We start from the raw sequence: 18,277 nt of genomic DNA on the forward strand, positions 1-18,277 counted from the left end.
CGGGCCAGGCGCTAGACCGCGAACCGCAGCAGCTCTTCGGCCGTTGCCAGGCGCTCGTGTTTGGCAGGAAACTCGTGGCTTTTGACGGGGTGGCGAAACCATGACCAGGCGATTCGCCCCATCCTTGACCGGGGTAACGGGTTACTACGCACAGTGACACTCCCTGTGATCGGACAAACTACTTGGACCCCATGTGCGACGTCTATGTGACGGAGCCCACATCGGCCAATTAGACACCCCGGCTCTGGCAAACCGAAAACGACGCGCCGAGCAATTATCAAATGTTTCTAATGTGGCTGTTGTGATTATTGAAGCGGTGCTGCGGTCGGTTTGATTGGGGCTGGCAGCGCCGTGGAACCCATTAAATAGCGGTCCACTCCGGCCGCCGCCGCCCTGCCTTCGGCAATCGCCCAGACGATCAATGACTGGCCACGACCCATGTCTCCGGCAACAAAGACGCCCGGTGCTGAGGTCTCGAAGTCGTCGCCGCGGGCCACGTTTCCGCGGTCGGTGAGCTTGACCCCGAGGTCAGTGAGCAGACCGGGCTTCTCCGGACCGACGAAGCCCATCGCCAGCAAAACCAGGTCGGCCTCCAATTCGAAGTCTGACCCTTCGACCTTGACGAACTTGCCGTCTTGCATCGCGACTTCGTGCGCCTTGAGCGCACGCACGCGCCCATCGTCACCGATGAACTTCTCGGTGTTGACCGAGAACACCCGCTCGCCGCCCTCTTCGAGTGCCGCGGACACCCGATACATCAGCGGGTAGGTCGGCCACGGGGTCGACGCAGCGCGGGCTTCCGGCGGACGCGGCATGATCTCGAACTGGTGGATGTTGGCCGCACCTTGGCGATGCGCGGTGCCCAGGCAGTCCGCGCCGGTGTCGCCGCCGCCGATGATGACGACCTTCTTGCCCTGGGCGGTAATCGGTGGTTGCCCGTCGGGCCCCAGCACGTCGTCGCCCTCCTGCAGCCGGTTGGCCCACGGCAAATATTCCATCGCCTGATGGACGCCATCCAGCTCCCGGCCGGGGATGGGCAGATCCCGCCACGCGGTGGCACCACCGGCCAGCACGACCGCATCAAAATCGGCGCGCAGCTGCTCGGCCGTGATATCAACCCCGACGTTGACGCCGGCCCGGAACTCGGTGCCCTCGGCCAGCATCTGCTCGAGCCGCCGATTCAGAACACGCTTTTCCATCTTGAACTCGGGGATGCCGTAGCGAAGCAGACCACCGATGCGGTCCTCACGCTCGAAGACGGTGACTTTGTGCCCGGCCCGGGTGAGCTGCTGCGCGGCCGCCAGACCGGCCGGACCGGAGCCCACAACGGCAACCGTCTTACCGGTCAGCGTCTGCGGCGGCAGTGGCTTCACCCAGCCTTCATCGAAGGCGTTGTCGATGATTTCGAGCTCGATCTGCTTGATCGTCACCGGATCCTGGTTGATCCCGAGCACGCACGCCGGCTCGCACGGCGCCGGACATAGCCGCCCCGTGAAGTCCGGAAAGTTGTTGGTGGCATGCAGCCGTTCGATTGCATCGCGCCAACGCCCCTGGCGCACCAGGTCGTTCCATTCCGGTATCAGATTGCCCAACGGACATCCGTTGTGGCAGAAAGGAATACCGCAGTCCATGCAGCGTGTCGCCTGCTCACGCAGCCTCTCGTTGTCGAAGTCCTCGTAGACCTCGTTCCAGTCACGTAGCCGCAACGGGACGGGCCGACGGGTCGGCAGTTCGCGATGCGTGTATTTCAGGAAGCCGGTCGGGTCAGCCATGCGAAGCCGCCATGATCGCTTTGTCGATATCCACACCGTCGCGTTCGGCCTCGGCAATCGCCTGCAGCACCCGTTTGTAGTCGCGCGGCATCACCTTGACGAAATGCCGTTGCTGCTGCGGCCAGTCGGCCAGGACGCGCTGGCCGACAGCGGAATCGGTGGCATCGACGTGAGCCTGGACGATGCCGTGCACGAACTCGGAATCATCGTCATCGAGCGTCTCGACATCGACCATCTCGGTGTTCAGGTTGTCCGGCAGTTCGCCGTCGGGGTCGTAGACGTAGGCGATACCACCCGACATTCCGGCGGCGAAGTTGCGGCCTGTCTGGCCAAGGATGACGACCCGGCCGCCGGTCATGTATTCACAACCGTGATCGCCGACGCCCTCAACCACGGCATGAGCCCCGGAGTTGCGAACCGCAAAGCGCTCACCCACCACGCCGCGCAGGAATACCTCTCCGCTGGTGGCACCAAAAAGGATCACATTTCCCCCGATGATGTTGTCTTCGGCGACATAACCCGGTGGCGCATTATCCGATGGCCGCACCACGATCCGGCCACCCGAGAGGCCTTTGCCGACGTAGTCGTTGGCGTCGCCGTAGATGCGCAAGGTAATCCCCTTCGGCACAAACGCACCGAAGCTGTTGCCAGCGGATCCCTCGAATGTGATGTCGATGCTTCCGTCCGGCAAGCCTTGGCCGCCATAGGCTTTGGTCACCTCGTGACCAAGCATGGTGCCCACCGTGCGGTTGACGTTGCTGATGGTGGTGGCAAACCGGACCGGTTTGCCGGAATCCAGGGCCTCCCTGCTCATCACGATCAGCTGCTGGTCGAGCGCCTTGTCCAGCCCGTGATCCTGGCTGGAACTGCAGTACAGGTCCTGGTTCATGAACGCCGACTCAGGCTCATGCAGCACGGGCGTCAGATCCAGCCGGTGCGCCTTCCAGTGCGCCCGCGTCAGCGTCGTGTCCAGTGCCCCCGCTTGGCCGACAGCCTCGTTGATGGTGCGGAAGCCCAACTGCGCCATGTATTCGCGCACTTCTTCGGCGATGAACATGAAGAAGTTCTCCACGAATTCGGGCTTTCCGTTGAACCGCTCCCGCAGCAACGGATTCTGGGTGGCCACGCCGACGGGACAGGTGTCGAGGTGACACACCCGCATCATGATGCAGCCGGCCACCACCAGCGGCGCGGTCGCAAAACCGAACTCCTCGCCACCGAGCAGCGTCGCGATCATCACGTCGCGCCCAGTCTTGAGCTGACCGTCCACCTGAACCACGATCCGGTCACGTAATCCGTTGAGCAGCAACGTCTGCTGCGTCTCGGCCAGGCCCAGCTCCCAGGGCGCACCGGCGTGCTTCATGGACGTCAGTGGCGTCGCACCCGTACCACCGTCGTGCCCGGAGATCAGCACCACATCGGCGTGGGCCTTCGAGACGCCGGCGGCGACAGTCCCCACCCCGTTCTCGGAGACCAGCTTGACGTGCACCCGTGCCGACGGGTTGGCGTTCTTCAGGTCGTGGATCAGCTGCGCCAGATCCTCGATGGAGTAAATGTCGTGGTGCGGTGGCGGCGAGATCAGGCTGACACCCGGGGTGGAGTGGCGCACCTTCGCCACCCAGGGATAGACCTTGTGCCCCGGAAGTTGGCCTCCCTCACCGGGCTTGGCACCCTGCGCCATCTTGATCTGGATATCGGTGCAGTTGGTCAGGTAATGCGAGGTGACGCCGAAACGCGCCGAGGCGACCTGCTTGATGGCGCTGCGACGCCAGTCCCCATTGGGGTCCTGCTCGAATCGCCCGACGTCCTCGCCGCCTTCGCCACTGTTTGACCGGCCGCCGAGCCGGTTCATGGCAATCGCCAGCGTCTCGTGTGCCTCGGCCGAAATGGACCCGAAGCTCATCGCTCCGGTCGAGAAGCGCTTCACGATTTCACTAGCGGGCTCGACCTCGTCCAGCGGTATCGGGGGCCGTACGCCGGCCCGGAACTTGAGCAGTCCGCGCAGCGAGGCCATCCGTTCGCTCTGGTCATCGACCAGGCGGGTGTACTCCTTGAAAATCTTGTATTGGCCGGTGCGGGTGGAGTGCTGAAGCTTGAAAACGGTCTCGGGGTTGAACAGGTGGTACTCGCCTTCGCGACGCCACTGGTACTCCCCGCCCACTTCAAGCTCTCGATGTGCGCGTTCGTCGGGCCGGTCCAGATAGGCCAGCGTGTGGCGGCTGGCGACATCGGCGGCGATGTCATCGAGGGTGATCCCGCCGGTGGCGCAGGTCAGTCCGCTGAAGTACTCGTTGAGGACTTCTTCGGACACCCCGACCGCCTGGAACAGCTGGGCCCCGGTGTAGGAAGCCAGCGTTGAAATGCCCATCTTGGACATCACTTTCAACACGCCTTTGCCGGCAGCCTTGACGTAGTTGCTCAACGCGGTGTTGCGGTCGATGCCGTCGATGACCCCCGGTCGAGCATGTCCTCGATCGACTCGAAGGCCAGATAGGGGTTCACCGCCGCCGCGCCGCAGCCCAGCAGCATCGCCATGTGATGAACCTCGCGGGCATCGCCGGATTCGACCACCAGCCCCACCTTGGTGCGACTTCGCTCGCGTACCAGGTGGTGATGCACCCCGGCAACGGCAAGCAGGGCCGGTATCGGTGCCATCCGCTCATCGGACTCGCGGTCCGACAACACGATGATCCGGGCGCCATCGGCGATCGCCGCCGACGCCTGAGCACGTACCTCATTCAACGCGGCAGCCAGCCCGGCACCACCTTCGGCGACCGGGTACAAGCAACGAACCACCTTGGATTTGAGCCCGTGTGGCCGTCCGTTGATCACGGTCTCGGGGTCGAGGTTGATCAGCTTGGCCAGCTCGTGGTTCCGCAGAATCGGCTGGGGCAGCTGGATTTGGTGGCAGGAGTTCTCGTCGGGGTTGAGCAGGTCTCGCTCGCCACCGGTGGTGCCCTGCAGGCTGGTCACCACCTCTTCGCGGATCGCGTCCAGCGGCGGGTTGGTCACCTGCGCGAACAGCTGCTGGAAGTAGTCGTAGAGCATCCTGGGACGCCGCGACAGCACCGCGATCGGGGTGTCGGTGCCCATCGACCCGATCGGTTCGGCACCGGTGCGGACCATCGGCGCCACCAGCAGGTTGAGTTCCTCGTAGGTGTATCCGAAAACCAGCTGCCGCAGGACCACCCGTTCATGGGCCATCCGGGCGTATTCGCCCGACGGCAACTTCTCCAGCGGCACGAGGTTGTTGTCGAGCCATTCCTGATAGGGATGCTCGGCAGCCAGCTCCGCCTTGATCTCCTCGTCGGAGACGATGCGGCCTTGCGCGGTGTCGACCAAGAACATCCGGCCCGGCTGCAACCGCATCCGCTGCACCACCGTCGACGGGTCCAGGTCCAGCACACCAGCCTCGGAGGCCATCACCACCAAGCCGTCCTCGGTGACCCAGATCCGAGACGGGCGCAAGCCGTTGCGGTCCAGCACCGCGCCGACCATGGTGCCGTCGGTGAATGTCATCGACGCCGGGCCGTCCCACGGCTCCATCAACGAGGAGTGGTACTGGTAGAACGCCCGCCTGCTCGGGTCCATGCTCGCGTGGCGTTCCCAGGCTTCCGGGATCATCATCAACACGGCATGGGCCAGGCTGCGCCCGCCCAGGTGTAGCAGTTCGAGCACCTCGTCGAAACGCGCGGTGTCAGACGCGCCCGGGGTGCAGATGGGGAACAGCTTCTCCACGTTTGCTTCGGTGCCGAAGACATCCGTCTTGATCAACGCCTCGCGGGCCCGCATCCAGTTCTCATTGCCGGTGACGGTGTTGATCTCCCCGTTGTGGGCGATGCGCCGGAAGGGATGCGCCAACGGCCAGGACGGGAACGTGTTGGTCGAGAACCGCGAGTGCACGATTCCCAGGGCACTGGTCAGCCGATCGTCCTGCAGATCCAGGTAGAACGCCTTGAGCTGTGGGGTGGTCAACATGCCCTTGTAGACGAACGTCCGGCCGGACAGGCTGGGGAAGTACACGGTCTCCCGGCCCGGGCCGTCTTGGCCGGGGCCCTTGGTCCCCAACTCGTGCTCAGCCCGTTTGCGGATGACGTAGCAGCGCCGTTCCAGGGCCATGTCAGAGGCTCCGGCCAGGAAAACCTGGCGGAATGTCGGCATTGCGTCGCGTGAAAGTGCGCCCAGTGACGAGTCGTCGGTGGGCACGTTGCGCCAGCCCAGCACCTGCAGGCCTTCCGCTTCGGCGATCTTCTCGACGGCCGCGCAGGCCGCGGCCGCGTCTTTGGACGACTGCGGCAGGAAGGCGATGCCGGTGGCGTAGCTGCCCGGGGCCGGTAGCTCGAAGTCGACGACCTCCCGGAGGAATGCATCCGGGACCTGAATCAAGATGCCGGCACCGTCACCGCTGCGCGGCTCGGCACCAGCAGCGCCCCGGTGTTCCAGGTTGAGCAGCGCAGTAATCGCCTTGTCCACAATGTCGCGGCTCCGCCGGCCATGCATGTCGACCACCATGGCTACCCCACACGAATCGTGTTCGAATGCGGGGTTGTATAGCCCGACGCGCTTGGGCGTCATACCCACCTAACCCTTCAGCAGACTTAACTGCGCGGCCTCACCAGCAGCCCGTAGGCCACCTCGCCCCGACGTTGCCCGCGTTGGCCCCTTCGGTCTTGTCGATAGGCTTGCCCTCGTGCGGGATGACCCAGTCAGGGATTCGTCCGTGCAGCGCTGAACGGTGCCCCTGTAACCGATCACGACAAGTCGTAAAACGATATGACAAAGCCCCGCCGCCTGACATGCCAACTTACCAATGGTAACCCGCCCAGTGGTGATGCCGTACGGTCAGCGCAGCCAATGATCGAAGGCCGCGCTCACGTGCCGTTTTCCGGTGAATTATCGGCGTGCCAACCGCCGCCCCCAACCCCGCGACGAGCCACAGTAACTGCTTAGACTAATTTGCTGGACCGGCGCCGAAGCGCACTCGGCCACAGCGGAGACCGCGTCACACAACAGTCACTTCGGCAACACGTTCCACGATAAGGCGTGGCAGTTATCGTGCAGGAATTTTGGGATCACCGTGCACGCGCCATGGCCACGACGCCACGACATCCCCCGGTTGCCGCCGGTCATGTTTGCGCAATATTAAGAAAACGCTAAGGCCGGCGGTCCGGGTCGGCGATTCGCCCCGCCTCGCCCAATAGCTAGCGGCCGATTCTGGACCGACCCCAGTTCAGCGTCCATCGACAGTCCGCGAGAGTGTGATCGGACACACCTGGCCGTGGCCGGTGAGCCCGACAACGACAACCACGACAACCACACCGCCGACTCCGGCCCGTTGGGTGTGCCTAGATCACCGCCTCTAGCGCGCGGTCCAATGCCTGTTGATCGCGCCGACACACCCACACCCCCGCGTCGCCGTGATCACCATACGAATCGCGGGATCCAACGAGTGGGCACACCCTCCGCTGTGGCGACAACTGCATTGACTATTTAACACTTGCCCCCGCCAGGTCGCCTTGACGCAATGTATCAGAAGCCGTGCATATCGTTTTATTTCAGAAGGTAATTCTGATTTATCCTGGAAGGCCGTTCTGCTTTCTTGGCTGAAAATTGGCGTGGGGATCACCGCATTTTGTCGCCCATAATAGATGTGCACGGCGGATAGAAATTCGGGCACGCCAAACGAGAATCCATTCGAGCGCACCTCCGGTAAGCCCATCGAGCCGAGCCGGCACAGCCTGAACCGCAGCAACGAGAACACCAGATCAGAAGGAACTTTGCAGCATGCAGCCTTTCAATCCAGCAGGCAATGACGCGCCGGTGCCTGGCGGAAACAACAACCCGCCGGAACCGGAATTACGCGGCGAACCTGGATCAGTGATGTGCGCCTGCACCGAGGCCGTCCTCTTCGCCTGGTTGATCTACGCTTTGGCACATCCAGCACCCCCCGAAGAGGGTGACAGCGTCGTGCGCAGCGGGGTGATGTTCGACCAACTCAGCGGCCAGATCGCGGCCCTGGTTCCCGAGGAGGGCTGGCAGGGCATCGCGGCGCAGGCCTATGCGGGCCAGACTCTCGCACAGTCACAACACGCGCGGGTGATGGGCGATCTTGACCGCCTCTCCGCCGGCCTAGTGGCCTCTCAAGCCGAAATCGTGAAAACCGTTCGCACCGGCGTGATTGCGTTGATGGTCATCGTTGCCGGTACGGGCGCGGTGTGTCTCTACATTGAGGGGGCGCTGGGACCGGCGGGCTGGCGACTGTCACAACACATCGCCGGGGTCGTCTGCGTCGGGGCGCTGACCAGCTGGTTCGGCCTGCTGGTGTACGGCGGTATTGCCAGTGATCGGAATCGGCGGAGCTTGCAGGTGCTCACGCAAAGATTGACCGACATGATGACCAATTTGCCGAATTGGTCTGGCCCGGTTCCCGCGCTGGCCGACGCGGCCGTTCCCCCATCGGCTTCCACGTCGGCATCCGATGGAGCCGCGTAAAATTTGCCGTGGCGTGCCGCCGGACTCGCCGAGGACCTTGGGCCCCTTCCTCAGACCACCGATGCCGCCATGATTTTGGCCGGCCTACCCGACCTACCCGGCTCACCCGAGTTCAGCCAGCCCAGCGCACCGAGCCCCGGTTTCGCCGATTTCGGTGCGCCCCACTTGCCCATCCCCACCTTGGCCGGCATGCCCACGACGCCCACCGGCGGCGAATTGGCGGCAATGAATCAGGTTACCGCAGCCCTGGGCCAGCTCAACACCGCCGCGGCTCAACAGGCCCAGATGATCTCTTCACTTACTCAACAGCGCACCGGGGCCGACAGCACCGGCGCCGCCGCGAGCACCAGCACCGACGAGCGTGCGCCGGTCACGACCGCGACCGGCCGAACCCAACACCACCAACCGCGCGTCGGCACCCCCCAGCGGGGCTAGCGCCGATACCGCGCCGGGCCCGTGCGCAGCGTCCACGCCAGTTCGGGCAGCCGTCCTGCAGGCCGCTTCGATAACAGCGTTGTCCATTTAGCCGAAAACGCCCTGCAACTCGCATTTCCGAAGTAAAGTCCGGTTCGCTTGCATAGCCATTCCATTTCAGAAACTACTCCTGATTCATTCTGGAACGCAATTCCATTCTTGAGGCCGGAGAGTTTGGTGCAGAAACGACTGAATTCGGCCACCAAGCCCGCCACCAGCGCGGACCACAGCAACACAAAGATCAGATCGATAAGAGAGGTCGGGCCATGACCAGGGCTCCGGCGTTGTTGATTAGCAGGCTTGTGAGCTGGGTTGATGATCTTTGGTGCCGCGCTATTGGGGCCTGAGTGTAGGCACGGGCTATCTGGAGAACGATCGAGTTGGTTACTGTTCGTCGTTGGTCTGGAGTTGCCCGTGCCTACCGTTTCAGTATTGCCTGTGTCGTCGGTTCCAGAGGTGTTCGACCGCTGGAGTCCTGGTGAGCGCAGCGAGCTCATCGGATCGGAGTTTCTCGATGTGTTGGCCTCGGTGCCAGACCCGAGGGACCCACGCGGTCGGAGGTATTCGCTGATGGCTTTGTTGGCGATCGCGGTTCTGGCCACTGCCGCGGGGATGCGCGGCTATGCTGGTTTTGCCACATGGGCGGCCACCGCTCCCGATGATGTGTTGGCCTAATTAGGGGTCCGGTTCCGGCGGCCCAGTGAGAAGACCTTCCGCGCTGTTTTGTCTCGGCTAGACCCCGCCGACCTCAACGCCAGGATGGGCAGTTACTTCACTGCACACGTGGCCAGCAGCGACCCCAGTGGATTGGTGCCGATCGCGTTGGACGGCAAGATGCTGCGTGGTGCTTTACGCGCCAAAGCGACAGCCACGCATCTCGTGTCGGTGTTCGCCCACCGTGCCCGATTGGTGCTCGGTCAACTCGCTGTCGCCGAGAAAAGCAATGAAATTCCCTGCGTACGTGCCCTGCTCACGCTGCTGCCGGGCAGCTTGCGGTGGCTGGTCACCGTGGATGCGATGCATACCCAGGTCGTCACCGCGAAGTTGATCTGCGCCACCTTGAAGTCGCACTACCTGATGATCGTCAAGTCCAACCAAGCCAAAATACTTGCGCGTATCACCGCGCTGCCCTGGGCCGAGGTGCCCACAGCCGCTACCGACGACTCCCGCGGCCACGGCCGTGTCGAGACCCGCACCCTGCAAATCATCACCGCTGCACGAGGAATCGGCTTCCCCTACGCAAAACAAATCATCCGGATCACTCGTGAACGCTTGATCACCGCCACCGACCAGCGCACCGTGGAGGTGGTCTATGCCATCTACAGCCTGCCGTTCGAGCACGCCCGCCCTACCGCGATCATGACCTGGATGCGTCAACACTGGGGAATCGAGAACAGCCTGCACTGGATACGCGACGTCACCTTCGACGAAGACCGTCAAAGGGCACATACCGGAAACGGCGCACAGATCCTAGCAACGCTACGCAACACCGCGATCAATCTGCACCGCCTCAACGGCGCCGACAACATCGCCGAAGCCTGCCGGATCACCGCTTTGACCGCCAACCGCCGCCTAGACCTCCTCAATCCACAATTCCCAAGCTCACAAGCCTGCTAATCAACAACGCCGGAGCCCTGGCACCCCTGGACAGCACAACCCACCCCACCCAACAACACCAAAAACTAGCCGTGTGAAGCCAACAGGCCACGTCCGGCACAACGTCCGACCGAAGGAGACGTTCATCTCATGCAGCCAGCCACCATTCAAACAATAAAAGCGATGCAAGACCTTTCGCAGCAAGTGCTCGACGACCTCAACGCCGCACAGGCGAATCCGCCAGCGGCGGAAGAGGAGTTGACCGATAGTTTCCTTTCGAAGCATCGAGGAAGCGTTGTTTGCTTGGGGACCGACGGCATCCTTGGTGGCTTGCTCGCATGGCTTGGACATGGGTTCCCCGACCAGGGGGACCGCATGGACAGCAGTGGGTCGATGTTCGACGGTGTCATTGCCCAGATCGCGGCCCTTGGTCCCGACGGCGGTTGGCAGGGCAGCGCGGCCCGCGCCTATGGGGCTCGCAACCTCGCCCAATCCCAGCACACGGGGCTGATGGCGGATCTGGACCGACTCGCCGCCGAGCTGGTGTCAGCCCAAGCCGATGACGTGCACAAAGTGCGCTCCACCCTGTGGGCACTAGTAGCGATTGTCTCGGTCTTGCTTGTGGTTTGCATTGGTTTGGAACTGCAGGGGCCCGAGGGCCAACTCGTCTCCTTCTATTCCGCACTACCCATATGCGGTACCGCGTTGTTTGTCGCCGCTGTCGCCCTGACCTTCTTGGCGGTCACGACGTCGCGGAATGCCAGCGCCGTGCAGGCGGCGACACAGCGATTGACCGCCATGGTGGCGGCCCTGACCACCGGCTCCGACGCAGTTCCCGGTTCGCCTGAAATGCCCACTCCCCCGAAACATTCCCTCTCCGAGTTCGGTCTCGCCGAGGACACCGGGCCCACCCCACCGCAGCTGCCCGATCTGCAGTCGACGTTGGCCGAGTTACCCGGCGCCCCCGAGTTTCACCTGGCCACCGGGGCCGGGGTGGGCTTCCCCGACTTCGGCGCACCGCAGCTGCCCATCACCGCATTGACCGGCCTGCCAACCCTGCCCACGATCGCTCAACTCAGCACCACCCTGAGCCAACTCACCAACCTCGACGGGCCCACCAGCGCCACGACCCAACCGGCCCAACAGCACACCACCGCGGCCGATCACCTCACCCAAGACGACGCCACCAACACCCCCGACACCGCCACCGCAGCCACCACCACCAGCGGCGAGCGCGCGCCCCTGGGCAGCACAACCCGCCCCACCCAACAACACCAAGACGTCGTCGTGTGAGGCCACACAGATCACACCACCGATCAACCTTCAACAGCCGGCTCCACGTGAAACCGAAGGAAAGTTCAACGCATGAACCTCAACGGAACAATGAGGAATCTGATTCGACGACTGATCGCAGAAGACGCAGAGGGGAACGAAGAAAATCCCCAACGGCTGCGCCGAGGCAGCGTTGTTTGCCTGGTGACCGACTGCATCCTTGGCGGCGAACTGGCATGGCTTGGACATGCGTCCCCCGACCAAGGTGGTTGCCTGGTCAAAGGCGCGACGATGTTCGACGACCTCGGCGCCCAGATCGCGGCTCTTGTTCCCGACAGCGGTTGGCAGGGCAGCGCGGCTCACGCCTACGGGGCCCACACCCTCGCCCAGTCCCGACACTCCACGCTGATGGCTGATCTGGACCGGCTCGCCGCCGAGCTGGTGTCCTCCCAAGCCGACGACGTGAAGCAAGCCCGCACCGCACTGTGGGCAGCAATAGGCTTTGTCTCGGCCTACCTATTGATTTGCCTCGGCATAGAACTTCAGGGCCCCGAGGGCCAGCTACTCTCCTTCAACTTCGCCGTAGTCGTATGCGGTGCCGTGCTGGGTATCTCTGCTCTTGTTCTGCACGACTTGGCGAAGAAGACGTCGCGCAGGGCCGGCAGTCTGCAGACGACGACGCAGCGACTGTCCGACATGGCGGCGGGGGTGCCTACACGGTCGGACATGATCCCCGGTGCACCCGAAATGAGCCTGCCCCCAGCGCATTCCCTGTCGGAGTTCGATCTCATCGATAGCAGCGCCGCCTCCCCGCCGCACCTCCCCGATCTGGACTCGGCTTTCGCCGACCTACCCGGCGCCCCCGAATTTCACCTGCCCACCGCGGCCGGCGCGGGCTTGCCCGACTTCGGCGCACCACAGCTGCCCATCCCCGCGCTGACCGGCCTACCAACCCTGCCCACGATCGCTCAACTCAGCACCACCCTGAGCCAACTCACCAACACCGCCACCCAACACGCACAAATGATCTCCACCCTGGCCCAACAGGGCGCCCATCAGCACACCACCCCGACCGATCACCACACCACAGACGAAACCCCCGACACCGACGCCGCCACCGCAGCCACCAGCAGCGGCGAACGCGCACCCCTGCACACCACAACCCACCCCACCCAACACCGCCTAGACCACATCGTGTGAGCCCAACTGGTCACACCGATAACTGGGGGCGGCCGGCATAACGTGGGCCCGAAAGGAACGTTCATCTCATATATCTCAGTCAACTTCAGCGTTTGGTTCAGGGAATCTCGCGATGGGTACGCGGAGATGGAAATCTGCAGAACTTCCAAGACATCCAAGAGGGAGGCGGAAATCCGCCGCCGGCGCAGGAGGGGGCGCCCGACAATTCCCCTTGGGCGCGTCGAGGAAGCGTTGTTTGCGGGGTGACCGAGGGCATCCTCGGCCTTCTACTGGCATTGCTTGGAGAGGCCGGCCCGTCCCGGGGCGAATCCCTGGACCGCAGTGGATCGATGTTCGACGGTGCCAGCACCCAGATCGCGACCCTTGATCCCGACGGCGGTTGGCGGGGCAACGCAGCGCGGGCCTATGGCGCCAAGAACCTCGCCCAATCCCAACACACCACGCTGGTCGCTGATCTGGACCGGCTCACCGGCGAGCTGGTGTCATCCCAGGCCGACGCCGTGAAGCGGGCACGCGACCTGCTATCGGCCGAAATTTGGATTGTCTTGGTCTTGCTTGTGGTTTGCATTGGCTTGGAGCTGCACGGGCCCGAGGGCCAAATCCTGTCCTTCCATATCGCAATACCCATGTGCACTATGGCGGTGTTTACGGCCGCTACCGCCCTGGGTGTGTTGGCGGCCACGACGTCGCAGGATGCCAGCGCCGTGCAGGCGGCGACGCAGCGATTGACCGCCATGGCGGCGGCCCTGACCACCGGGGCGGACACAGTTCCCGGTCCGCCCGAGATGACCTTTCCACCAATACATTCCCTGTCGGAGTTCGATCTCACCGAGGCCACCGGCCCCACCCCACCGCAGCTTCCCGATCTGCAGTCGACGTTGGCCGAGTTACCCGGTGCCCCCGAGTTTCACCTGGCCATCGGGGCCGGCGCGGGCTTCCCCGACTTCGGCGCACCGCAGCTACCCATCACCGCATTGACCGGCCTGCCAACCCTGCCCGATCCCACAAACCTGCCCGACCCAACCAGCACGCTGGCCGGCCTGCCCACGATCGCTCAACTCAGCACCACCCTGAGCCAACTCACCAACCTCGCCGGACCCACCAGCACCACGACTCAACCGGCCCAACAGCACACCACGCCGGCCGATCACCTCTCCCGAGACGACGCCACCAACACCCCCGACACCGCCACCGCAGCCACCACCAGCAGCAGTGAACGCGCACCACTGGACACCCAAACCCGCCCCCACCGGCAGCGCCTACTGACCTGACCGGCTTTGCCAACCATGCCCATCATGGTCCCCGATTCGCTAGACCTGGCTGACCTGTACCGGGACAAAACGAATTGGCTGCGTTGCCCGATCTCTGCGACGGCATAGCGTCGCCTATTCGGTCGGGCCGCCGCAACTGTGCCCGTCCGAGCCGCCGTGGTCTTGGTTCACGGGCGGCGATCGGGACTAGCCAGTTGTTGCAGTGAAGTCGTTCTTGTATCGGGTGGCGAACACCTCTTCTTCTGCCGCGGCCGCCTGCTCGGGCGTCGGCAAGTTCATTGTCTTCTCAACGATTTCGCGCAGTACGGCGCGTTGTTCTTCGTCGTTCACTTCATCCATGCCTTGGAGCATGAAGGCGTGCTGCGCGGCCCGCGCCTTCTGCCGGGCCAGGTCCGCAAGAACAAATATCTCCTCGGCAAGCCTCGGTTCGGACATGTTGTCGACCTTGTCCGACAGCTCGACCCGGTGGATGTCTCCGCCCATGACGGCCGACACCGAAACGCTCCCTTGAGGATTGGTTACCGTGAACAGTTCGCACTCATCGGTTTTGTCCTCCTCGGTCGCGCCAAGGATTGCTGACATGTCGGATCCGGTGTCCTCGGGTTGGGCCGGTGCGTAGCTGAGCAACGCGTCGATGGCGGAGTCGGTCTCTTCGGTTGCGGGGCCGGAGAAACCCAGTCCCGCTAGATAGTTATGGGCGTCGTACCCGGGCTGGTCGGTCATGACATGCCTTTCTGAGATGGGTTGCGGGCGTGGCGAGAAGCTAGCCCGAGGTTTGGGCCTCGGCGTGGTCTGGCCACACGCCGAGCGGGAACATCAGTTGTCAATCTGCTCGTCGAGGATCTCGGCGCCACGTTGGTCCGTATCGGCGTAGGCGGCGAAGGCCCGGGTCAGATTCGTGGAAAGCCCATCAGCGACCCCCTCCAGGGCTCGCCCCGCGCTAGCGCAGACTGCCTCGTAGGCGCTTAGTGCATTGTTGAAGGTCGAGGTGAATGGGCCGTGGGTCTCGGCGACTGTCGCACCGATCCCGGCGGGCGCCGCCGTCGCTGCCCGCAGACTTGTTGCGGTGGCGTCGTGCCCGCTGGCAAGCCGGTTCACGACGTCGGGCTGCAACGTCAACATGTCATTCATCGGCTGAACTTCGCTTTTCGTCAGTGTTGCGTCGCTTTCGGTTTGGTGTGGTTAGGGGTGGGTTTGGTTGATGGCGGTGGCGAGGGTGGCCAGGGCGTGGTTGGCGGCGTTGTCGTAGGCGTGGACGGCTTGTTTGGCGTTGTGGAGGGCTTAGTTGACGCGGTGGGCGACGCCTTGGGAGCCGAGTTGTTTGAGGAGGCCGTCTTGGATGCGGATGCCGGTGAGCCAGTTGTATCCGTTGAGGGTGACCTCGACGGTGTGGGTGTTGTCTGAGGCTTTGAAGTTGCCGGCGTTCATTTGGTGGAAGCGGTTTTGTAGGGCGGTGTGGAATTGGGTGAGCCCTGCGAGCAGGTGTGCGGCGGTGGGGTCGAGGTTCATGGTTTGTGCTCCGTGGTGGTTGTGGTGGTGAGGTGGGGTCGGGCGGGGCCGATGAGTGCTTCGGTCCAGGGGCGTTGTTCGGTGTAGAGGGCTCGGTCGTCTTGGTGGGTGCGTTTGGTTTTGGTGGTGTGGGCTGGGCTGTTGGTGCCTAGGGGCATGCCTGCCATGGGGCCGGCGCTCGGGGGGCGGCCGGTGGGGGTGGTGCCGGGGCCCAGGGCGCCTGGTGCACCCGGGGGTGTGGGGCCCGCGCCTAGGGGGCGGTCAAGGGGATCGCGGCGCCGGCGCTTTCGCCGAGTGCGGCGGGTTTGACGGTGGGGCCGGTGGCGAGTGTGGCGGCGGCGCGGGCGGCTTCAGTGGTGTCGGGGGTTGCGGCGGGGGGTGGGGTGAACGGCATCGTCGGCATCGGTGGTGTGCCGGTGAAGGGCAGTGTGGGGTCCCCGCTAGGCGGGAGGGGTGGTAGCGGGGGTGGGGGTTTGGGGTCGTTGTGGGTGGGGGCTGCCGGTGGTCGGGGTGGTTGTACGGGCTCGGTGATTGTCCTGGTGGCGTATCCGGTCAGCACTTCCTCGGATTTCTTCTGACATTGCGCGTAGACCTTCATAAACGGTTTTTATCGGGCACCCTGGGGTCACGAAGGACGTCTTCTAATGTGGTGATATCAGCCAATGTCGGGTGTTGGCCGATGGCCCAGTGGTGGGCTTGTTCGAGGCCTGAGGCTTGTTTGGCCATCGTGGTACTCAACCGCGCGATCAGGCGCAGCCAGTCCCGGTGTTGATCGAATGCGGCCTGCACCGCGGTGGCCGCTTCACCTTCTCAATTCTCGAAGTCGCGGAACCGTCCCAGGGACTGCTGAATTGTCAGGTTGTAGGCATTACAGTCATGGGCGAACTTCTTCAGCGATACTCCCTGGTCGGGCTTGTTGAGGTTGATCGCGGCCAGTTTGACGCCGGTATATGGAGACGGAGGCGCTGCTGGTGCGGTGGGGGTGTCGGTTAGCGCGGGCAGGGGCAGGTCCGTACCCGAGGGCCAGGGCTCAAGCCCCCCACAAGCCCCCGAACCGGGCAACACAGCGGTTCACGGGGGTGTCGGGCCAAACCGGCCGGCCGGCGAGAGTGCCAGTCGATGCTTGGATACTGGTCGGTGTTTGGCATTGGCAGTCTGATGCGACCGAGGAGCCCATGAACGAACGCGAGGAGTTTCTGCGAGACCGGGTCCGGCCGGACCAGCCCAGCGTTCCCGACGCGAGTCGGTCTCGTCAGCGTTCCGGTATGCACCGGACGGCGACGGACGCGTCAGGCCCTCCGGTAGCGCCCACTCACCCACCTCGGCCCGCCCCGCCCCGTCCGCCGACTCCGCAGCCTTCACCCGTCCCACCGCGGGGGGCCAACCCGCATCCCCCGCCGCCACCGGCGCCACCTTCGGTCCCGGAGCTGCCGCCCCCACCGGTGGCGCATCCACCCACCGGGCACAACTCGCCGCCACCCCCGGTGACCGCGGGCCTCACCCCACAGTCACCGGCGGCAAGCCCCGCTGCACCCGTGCCGCACTCCCCGCCACAAGCTGCCCCACACGAACCGATGCCGGAGGTTCCACCGCCAAGCCTTTGGGCCGAGCCCACACCGGCGCGTACCCCCGGCGAGCCTCCATCCACCGGCCACGGCTGGCGCCACATCATTCGAGTCGCGTCGTTTGGGCTGATCAACCCACGCCCATCGGCGGCGCAGCGCGATGCCGCCGAATTCGAAGCGGCCATTCGAGCCCCGTTGCGCGGCACCCACAAGGTTGGTGTGCTAGGCAAGGGCGGCGTCGGCAAGAGGTCAGTCGCTGCCAGCATCGGGTCACTCCTGGCCGAATTGCGACAGCAGGACCGCATCGTGGCAGTCGACGCCGATACCGCTTTTGGCCGGTTGAGCAGCAGGATCGATCCCACGGCGCGTGGCTCGTTCTGGGACCTGACCGCCGATAGGAATCTGGCGTCGTTCGCCGACGTGGTTGCCCGCTTGGGCCGAAACGCTGCGGGCCTGCACGTTTTGCCCGGCGAGGCGGCCGTCGGTGGTCGCCGGTTACTTGACCCCGCGATTTATCGCGAAGCGGCGCTACGACTCGACCGCCATTTCGCCATCTCGATCATTGACTGCGGCTCCACGATGGACGCGCCCCTAACTCAGGAAGTGTTGCGCGACCTGGACGCGCTTATCGTGGTGTCCTCCCCCTGGGCGGACGGTGCCTCGGCGGCCGCCAAGGCAATGGAATGGCTCGCGGACCGCAAACTCAGCGGCTTGCTGCGGCGCAGCGTCGTGGTGCTCAACGATTCGGACGGGCATTCCGACAAGCGCACGCGTTCGGTGCTTGCGCGCGAGTTCGTCGACCATGGACAGCAGGTTGTCGAGGTGCCTTTTGATCCGCATCTGCGCCCCGGCGGTGTTATCGATGTGAGCCATGAGTTGGAGCCGGGAACGCGACTGAAGTTTCTGCAAATCGCCGCAACGATTACCGGACACTTCGCCGCGCGGTCCGCTGCCGATGAAGACCCCCGTCCCACCGAAAACGTAGCGTCTGAGACCTAGAGCTTCTGGTCCGCTGGATGCTCGAATGCAAAACAGCGCGAGAAATCGTTGGATTTCTCGCGCTGTTTGCCTACGTGGCAATTCACCCCGGCGTCGCCGCAGACCCCTCGCAGCAGCGGCGGACGCG

General features: G+C 64.1%; 11 protein-coding genes and 3 pseudogenes. 7 read left to right on the top strand and 7 right to left on the bottom strand.

The features are described from left to right. Positions 1–305: 305 nt before the first annotated feature. Both CKW46_RS01990 and gltB read right to left on the bottom strand, forming a co-directional pair. Positions 306–1,772 carry a glutamate synthase subunit beta gene (locus CKW46_RS01990; RefSeq protein ID WP_117436040.1) on the bottom strand — a complete coding sequence of 489 codons (1,467 nt, stop codon included), beginning with the start codon at positions 1,770–1,772 and terminating at the stop codon, positions 306–308. Beyond that, positions 1,765–6,347 (bottom strand): annotated as a pseudogene (gene gltB / locus CKW46_RS01995) (glutamate synthase large subunit). The gene CKW46_RS01990 and the pseudogene gltB overlap by 8 nt, the downstream one beginning before the upstream one ends. Positions 6,348–7,556: 1,209 nt before the next feature. Here gltB and CKW46_RS02000 point away from each other — a divergent pair. The 6 genes and pseudogenes from CKW46_RS02000 (at position 7,557) to CKW46_RS02025 (ending at position 14,077) form a co-directional block, all read left to right on the top strand. Then, positions 7,557–8,264: an EspA/EspE family type VII secretion system effector gene (locus tag CKW46_RS02000; protein ID WP_499018663.1), complete on the top strand. Its 708-nt coding sequence runs from the start codon at positions 7,557–7,559 to the stop codon at positions 8,262–8,264. 3 nt (positions 8,265–8,267) lie between these two features. Further along, entirely contained in the window at positions 8,268–8,699 is a 432-nt protein-coding gene (locus CKW46_RS02005) for a hypothetical protein (protein ID WP_482052730.1), read from the top strand. A gap of 453 nt (positions 8,700–9,152) precedes the next feature. Continuing rightward, positions 9,153–10,355 (top strand): annotated as a pseudogene (locus CKW46_RS02010) (ISAs1-like element IS2404/ISMul1 family transposase). 129 nt (positions 10,356–10,484) lie between these two features. Next, entirely contained in the window at positions 10,485–11,627 is a 1,143-nt protein-coding gene (locus CKW46_RS02015) for an EspA/EspE family type VII secretion system effector (protein WP_015357679.1), read from the top strand. Between the two features lie 72 nt (positions 11,628–11,699). Next, entirely contained in the window at positions 11,700–12,806 is a 1,107-nt protein-coding gene (locus CKW46_RS02020; RefSeq protein WP_482052731.1) for an EspA/EspE family type VII secretion system effector, read from the top strand. Positions 12,807–12,874: 68 nt separating this feature from the next. Next, positions 12,875–14,077 carry an EspA/EspE family type VII secretion system effector gene (locus tag CKW46_RS02025; RefSeq protein ID WP_482053501.1) on the top strand — a complete coding sequence of 401 codons (1,203 nt, stop codon included), beginning with the start codon at positions 12,875–12,877 and terminating at the stop codon, positions 14,075–14,077. A gap of 186 nt (positions 14,078–14,263) precedes the next feature. On the opposite strand, the gene CKW46_RS02030 is transcribed toward CKW46_RS02025, so the two are convergent. The 5 genes and pseudogenes from CKW46_RS02030 to CKW46_RS02050 all read right to left on the bottom strand — a co-directional run bounded on the left by CKW46_RS02030 (position 14,264) and on the right by CKW46_RS02050 (position 16,651). Continuing rightward, positions 14,264–14,800, bottom strand: coding sequence for a DUF2694 family protein (locus tag CKW46_RS02030; protein ID WP_482052732.1), 537 nt, complete (start codon positions 14,798–14,800; stop codon positions 14,264–14,266). A gap of 93 nt (positions 14,801–14,893) precedes the next feature. Then, positions 14,894–15,208 carry an ESX-1 secretion-associated protein gene (locus CKW46_RS02035; RefSeq protein ID WP_036426097.1) on the bottom strand — a complete coding sequence of 105 codons (315 nt, stop codon included), beginning with the start codon at positions 15,206–15,208 and terminating at the stop codon, positions 14,894–14,896. Between the two features lie 150 nt (positions 15,209–15,358). Continuing rightward, positions 15,359–15,586 (bottom strand): hypothetical protein, encoded by a 228-nt coding sequence (locus CKW46_RS02040; RefSeq protein ID WP_482052733.1) that lies wholly within the window; start codon positions 15,584–15,586, stop codon positions 15,359–15,361. A gap of 250 nt (positions 15,587–15,836) precedes the next feature. After that, positions 15,837–16,184, bottom strand: coding sequence for a PPE domain-containing protein (locus tag CKW46_RS02045; protein WP_499018665.1), 348 nt, complete (start codon positions 16,182–16,184; stop codon positions 15,837–15,839). Further along, positions 16,181–16,651, bottom strand: a pseudogene (locus tag CKW46_RS02050) (PPE domain-containing protein). The gene CKW46_RS02045 and the pseudogene CKW46_RS02050 overlap by 4 nt, the downstream one beginning before the upstream one ends. A gap of 110 nt (positions 16,652–16,761) precedes the next feature. Here CKW46_RS02050 and CKW46_RS02055 point away from each other — a divergent pair. After that, complete coding sequence (locus CKW46_RS02055; protein WP_238559469.1) at positions 16,762–18,150, top strand: MinD/ParA family ATP-binding protein; 1,389 nt, start codon at positions 16,762–16,764, stop codon at positions 18,148–18,150. Positions 18,151–18,277 lie beyond the last annotated feature (127 nt).

The organism is Mycobacterium liflandii (genome assembly GCF_022354805.1).
Taxonomy (GTDB): domain Bacteria; phylum Actinomycetota; class Actinomycetes; order Mycobacteriales; family Mycobacteriaceae; genus Mycobacterium; species Mycobacterium marinum.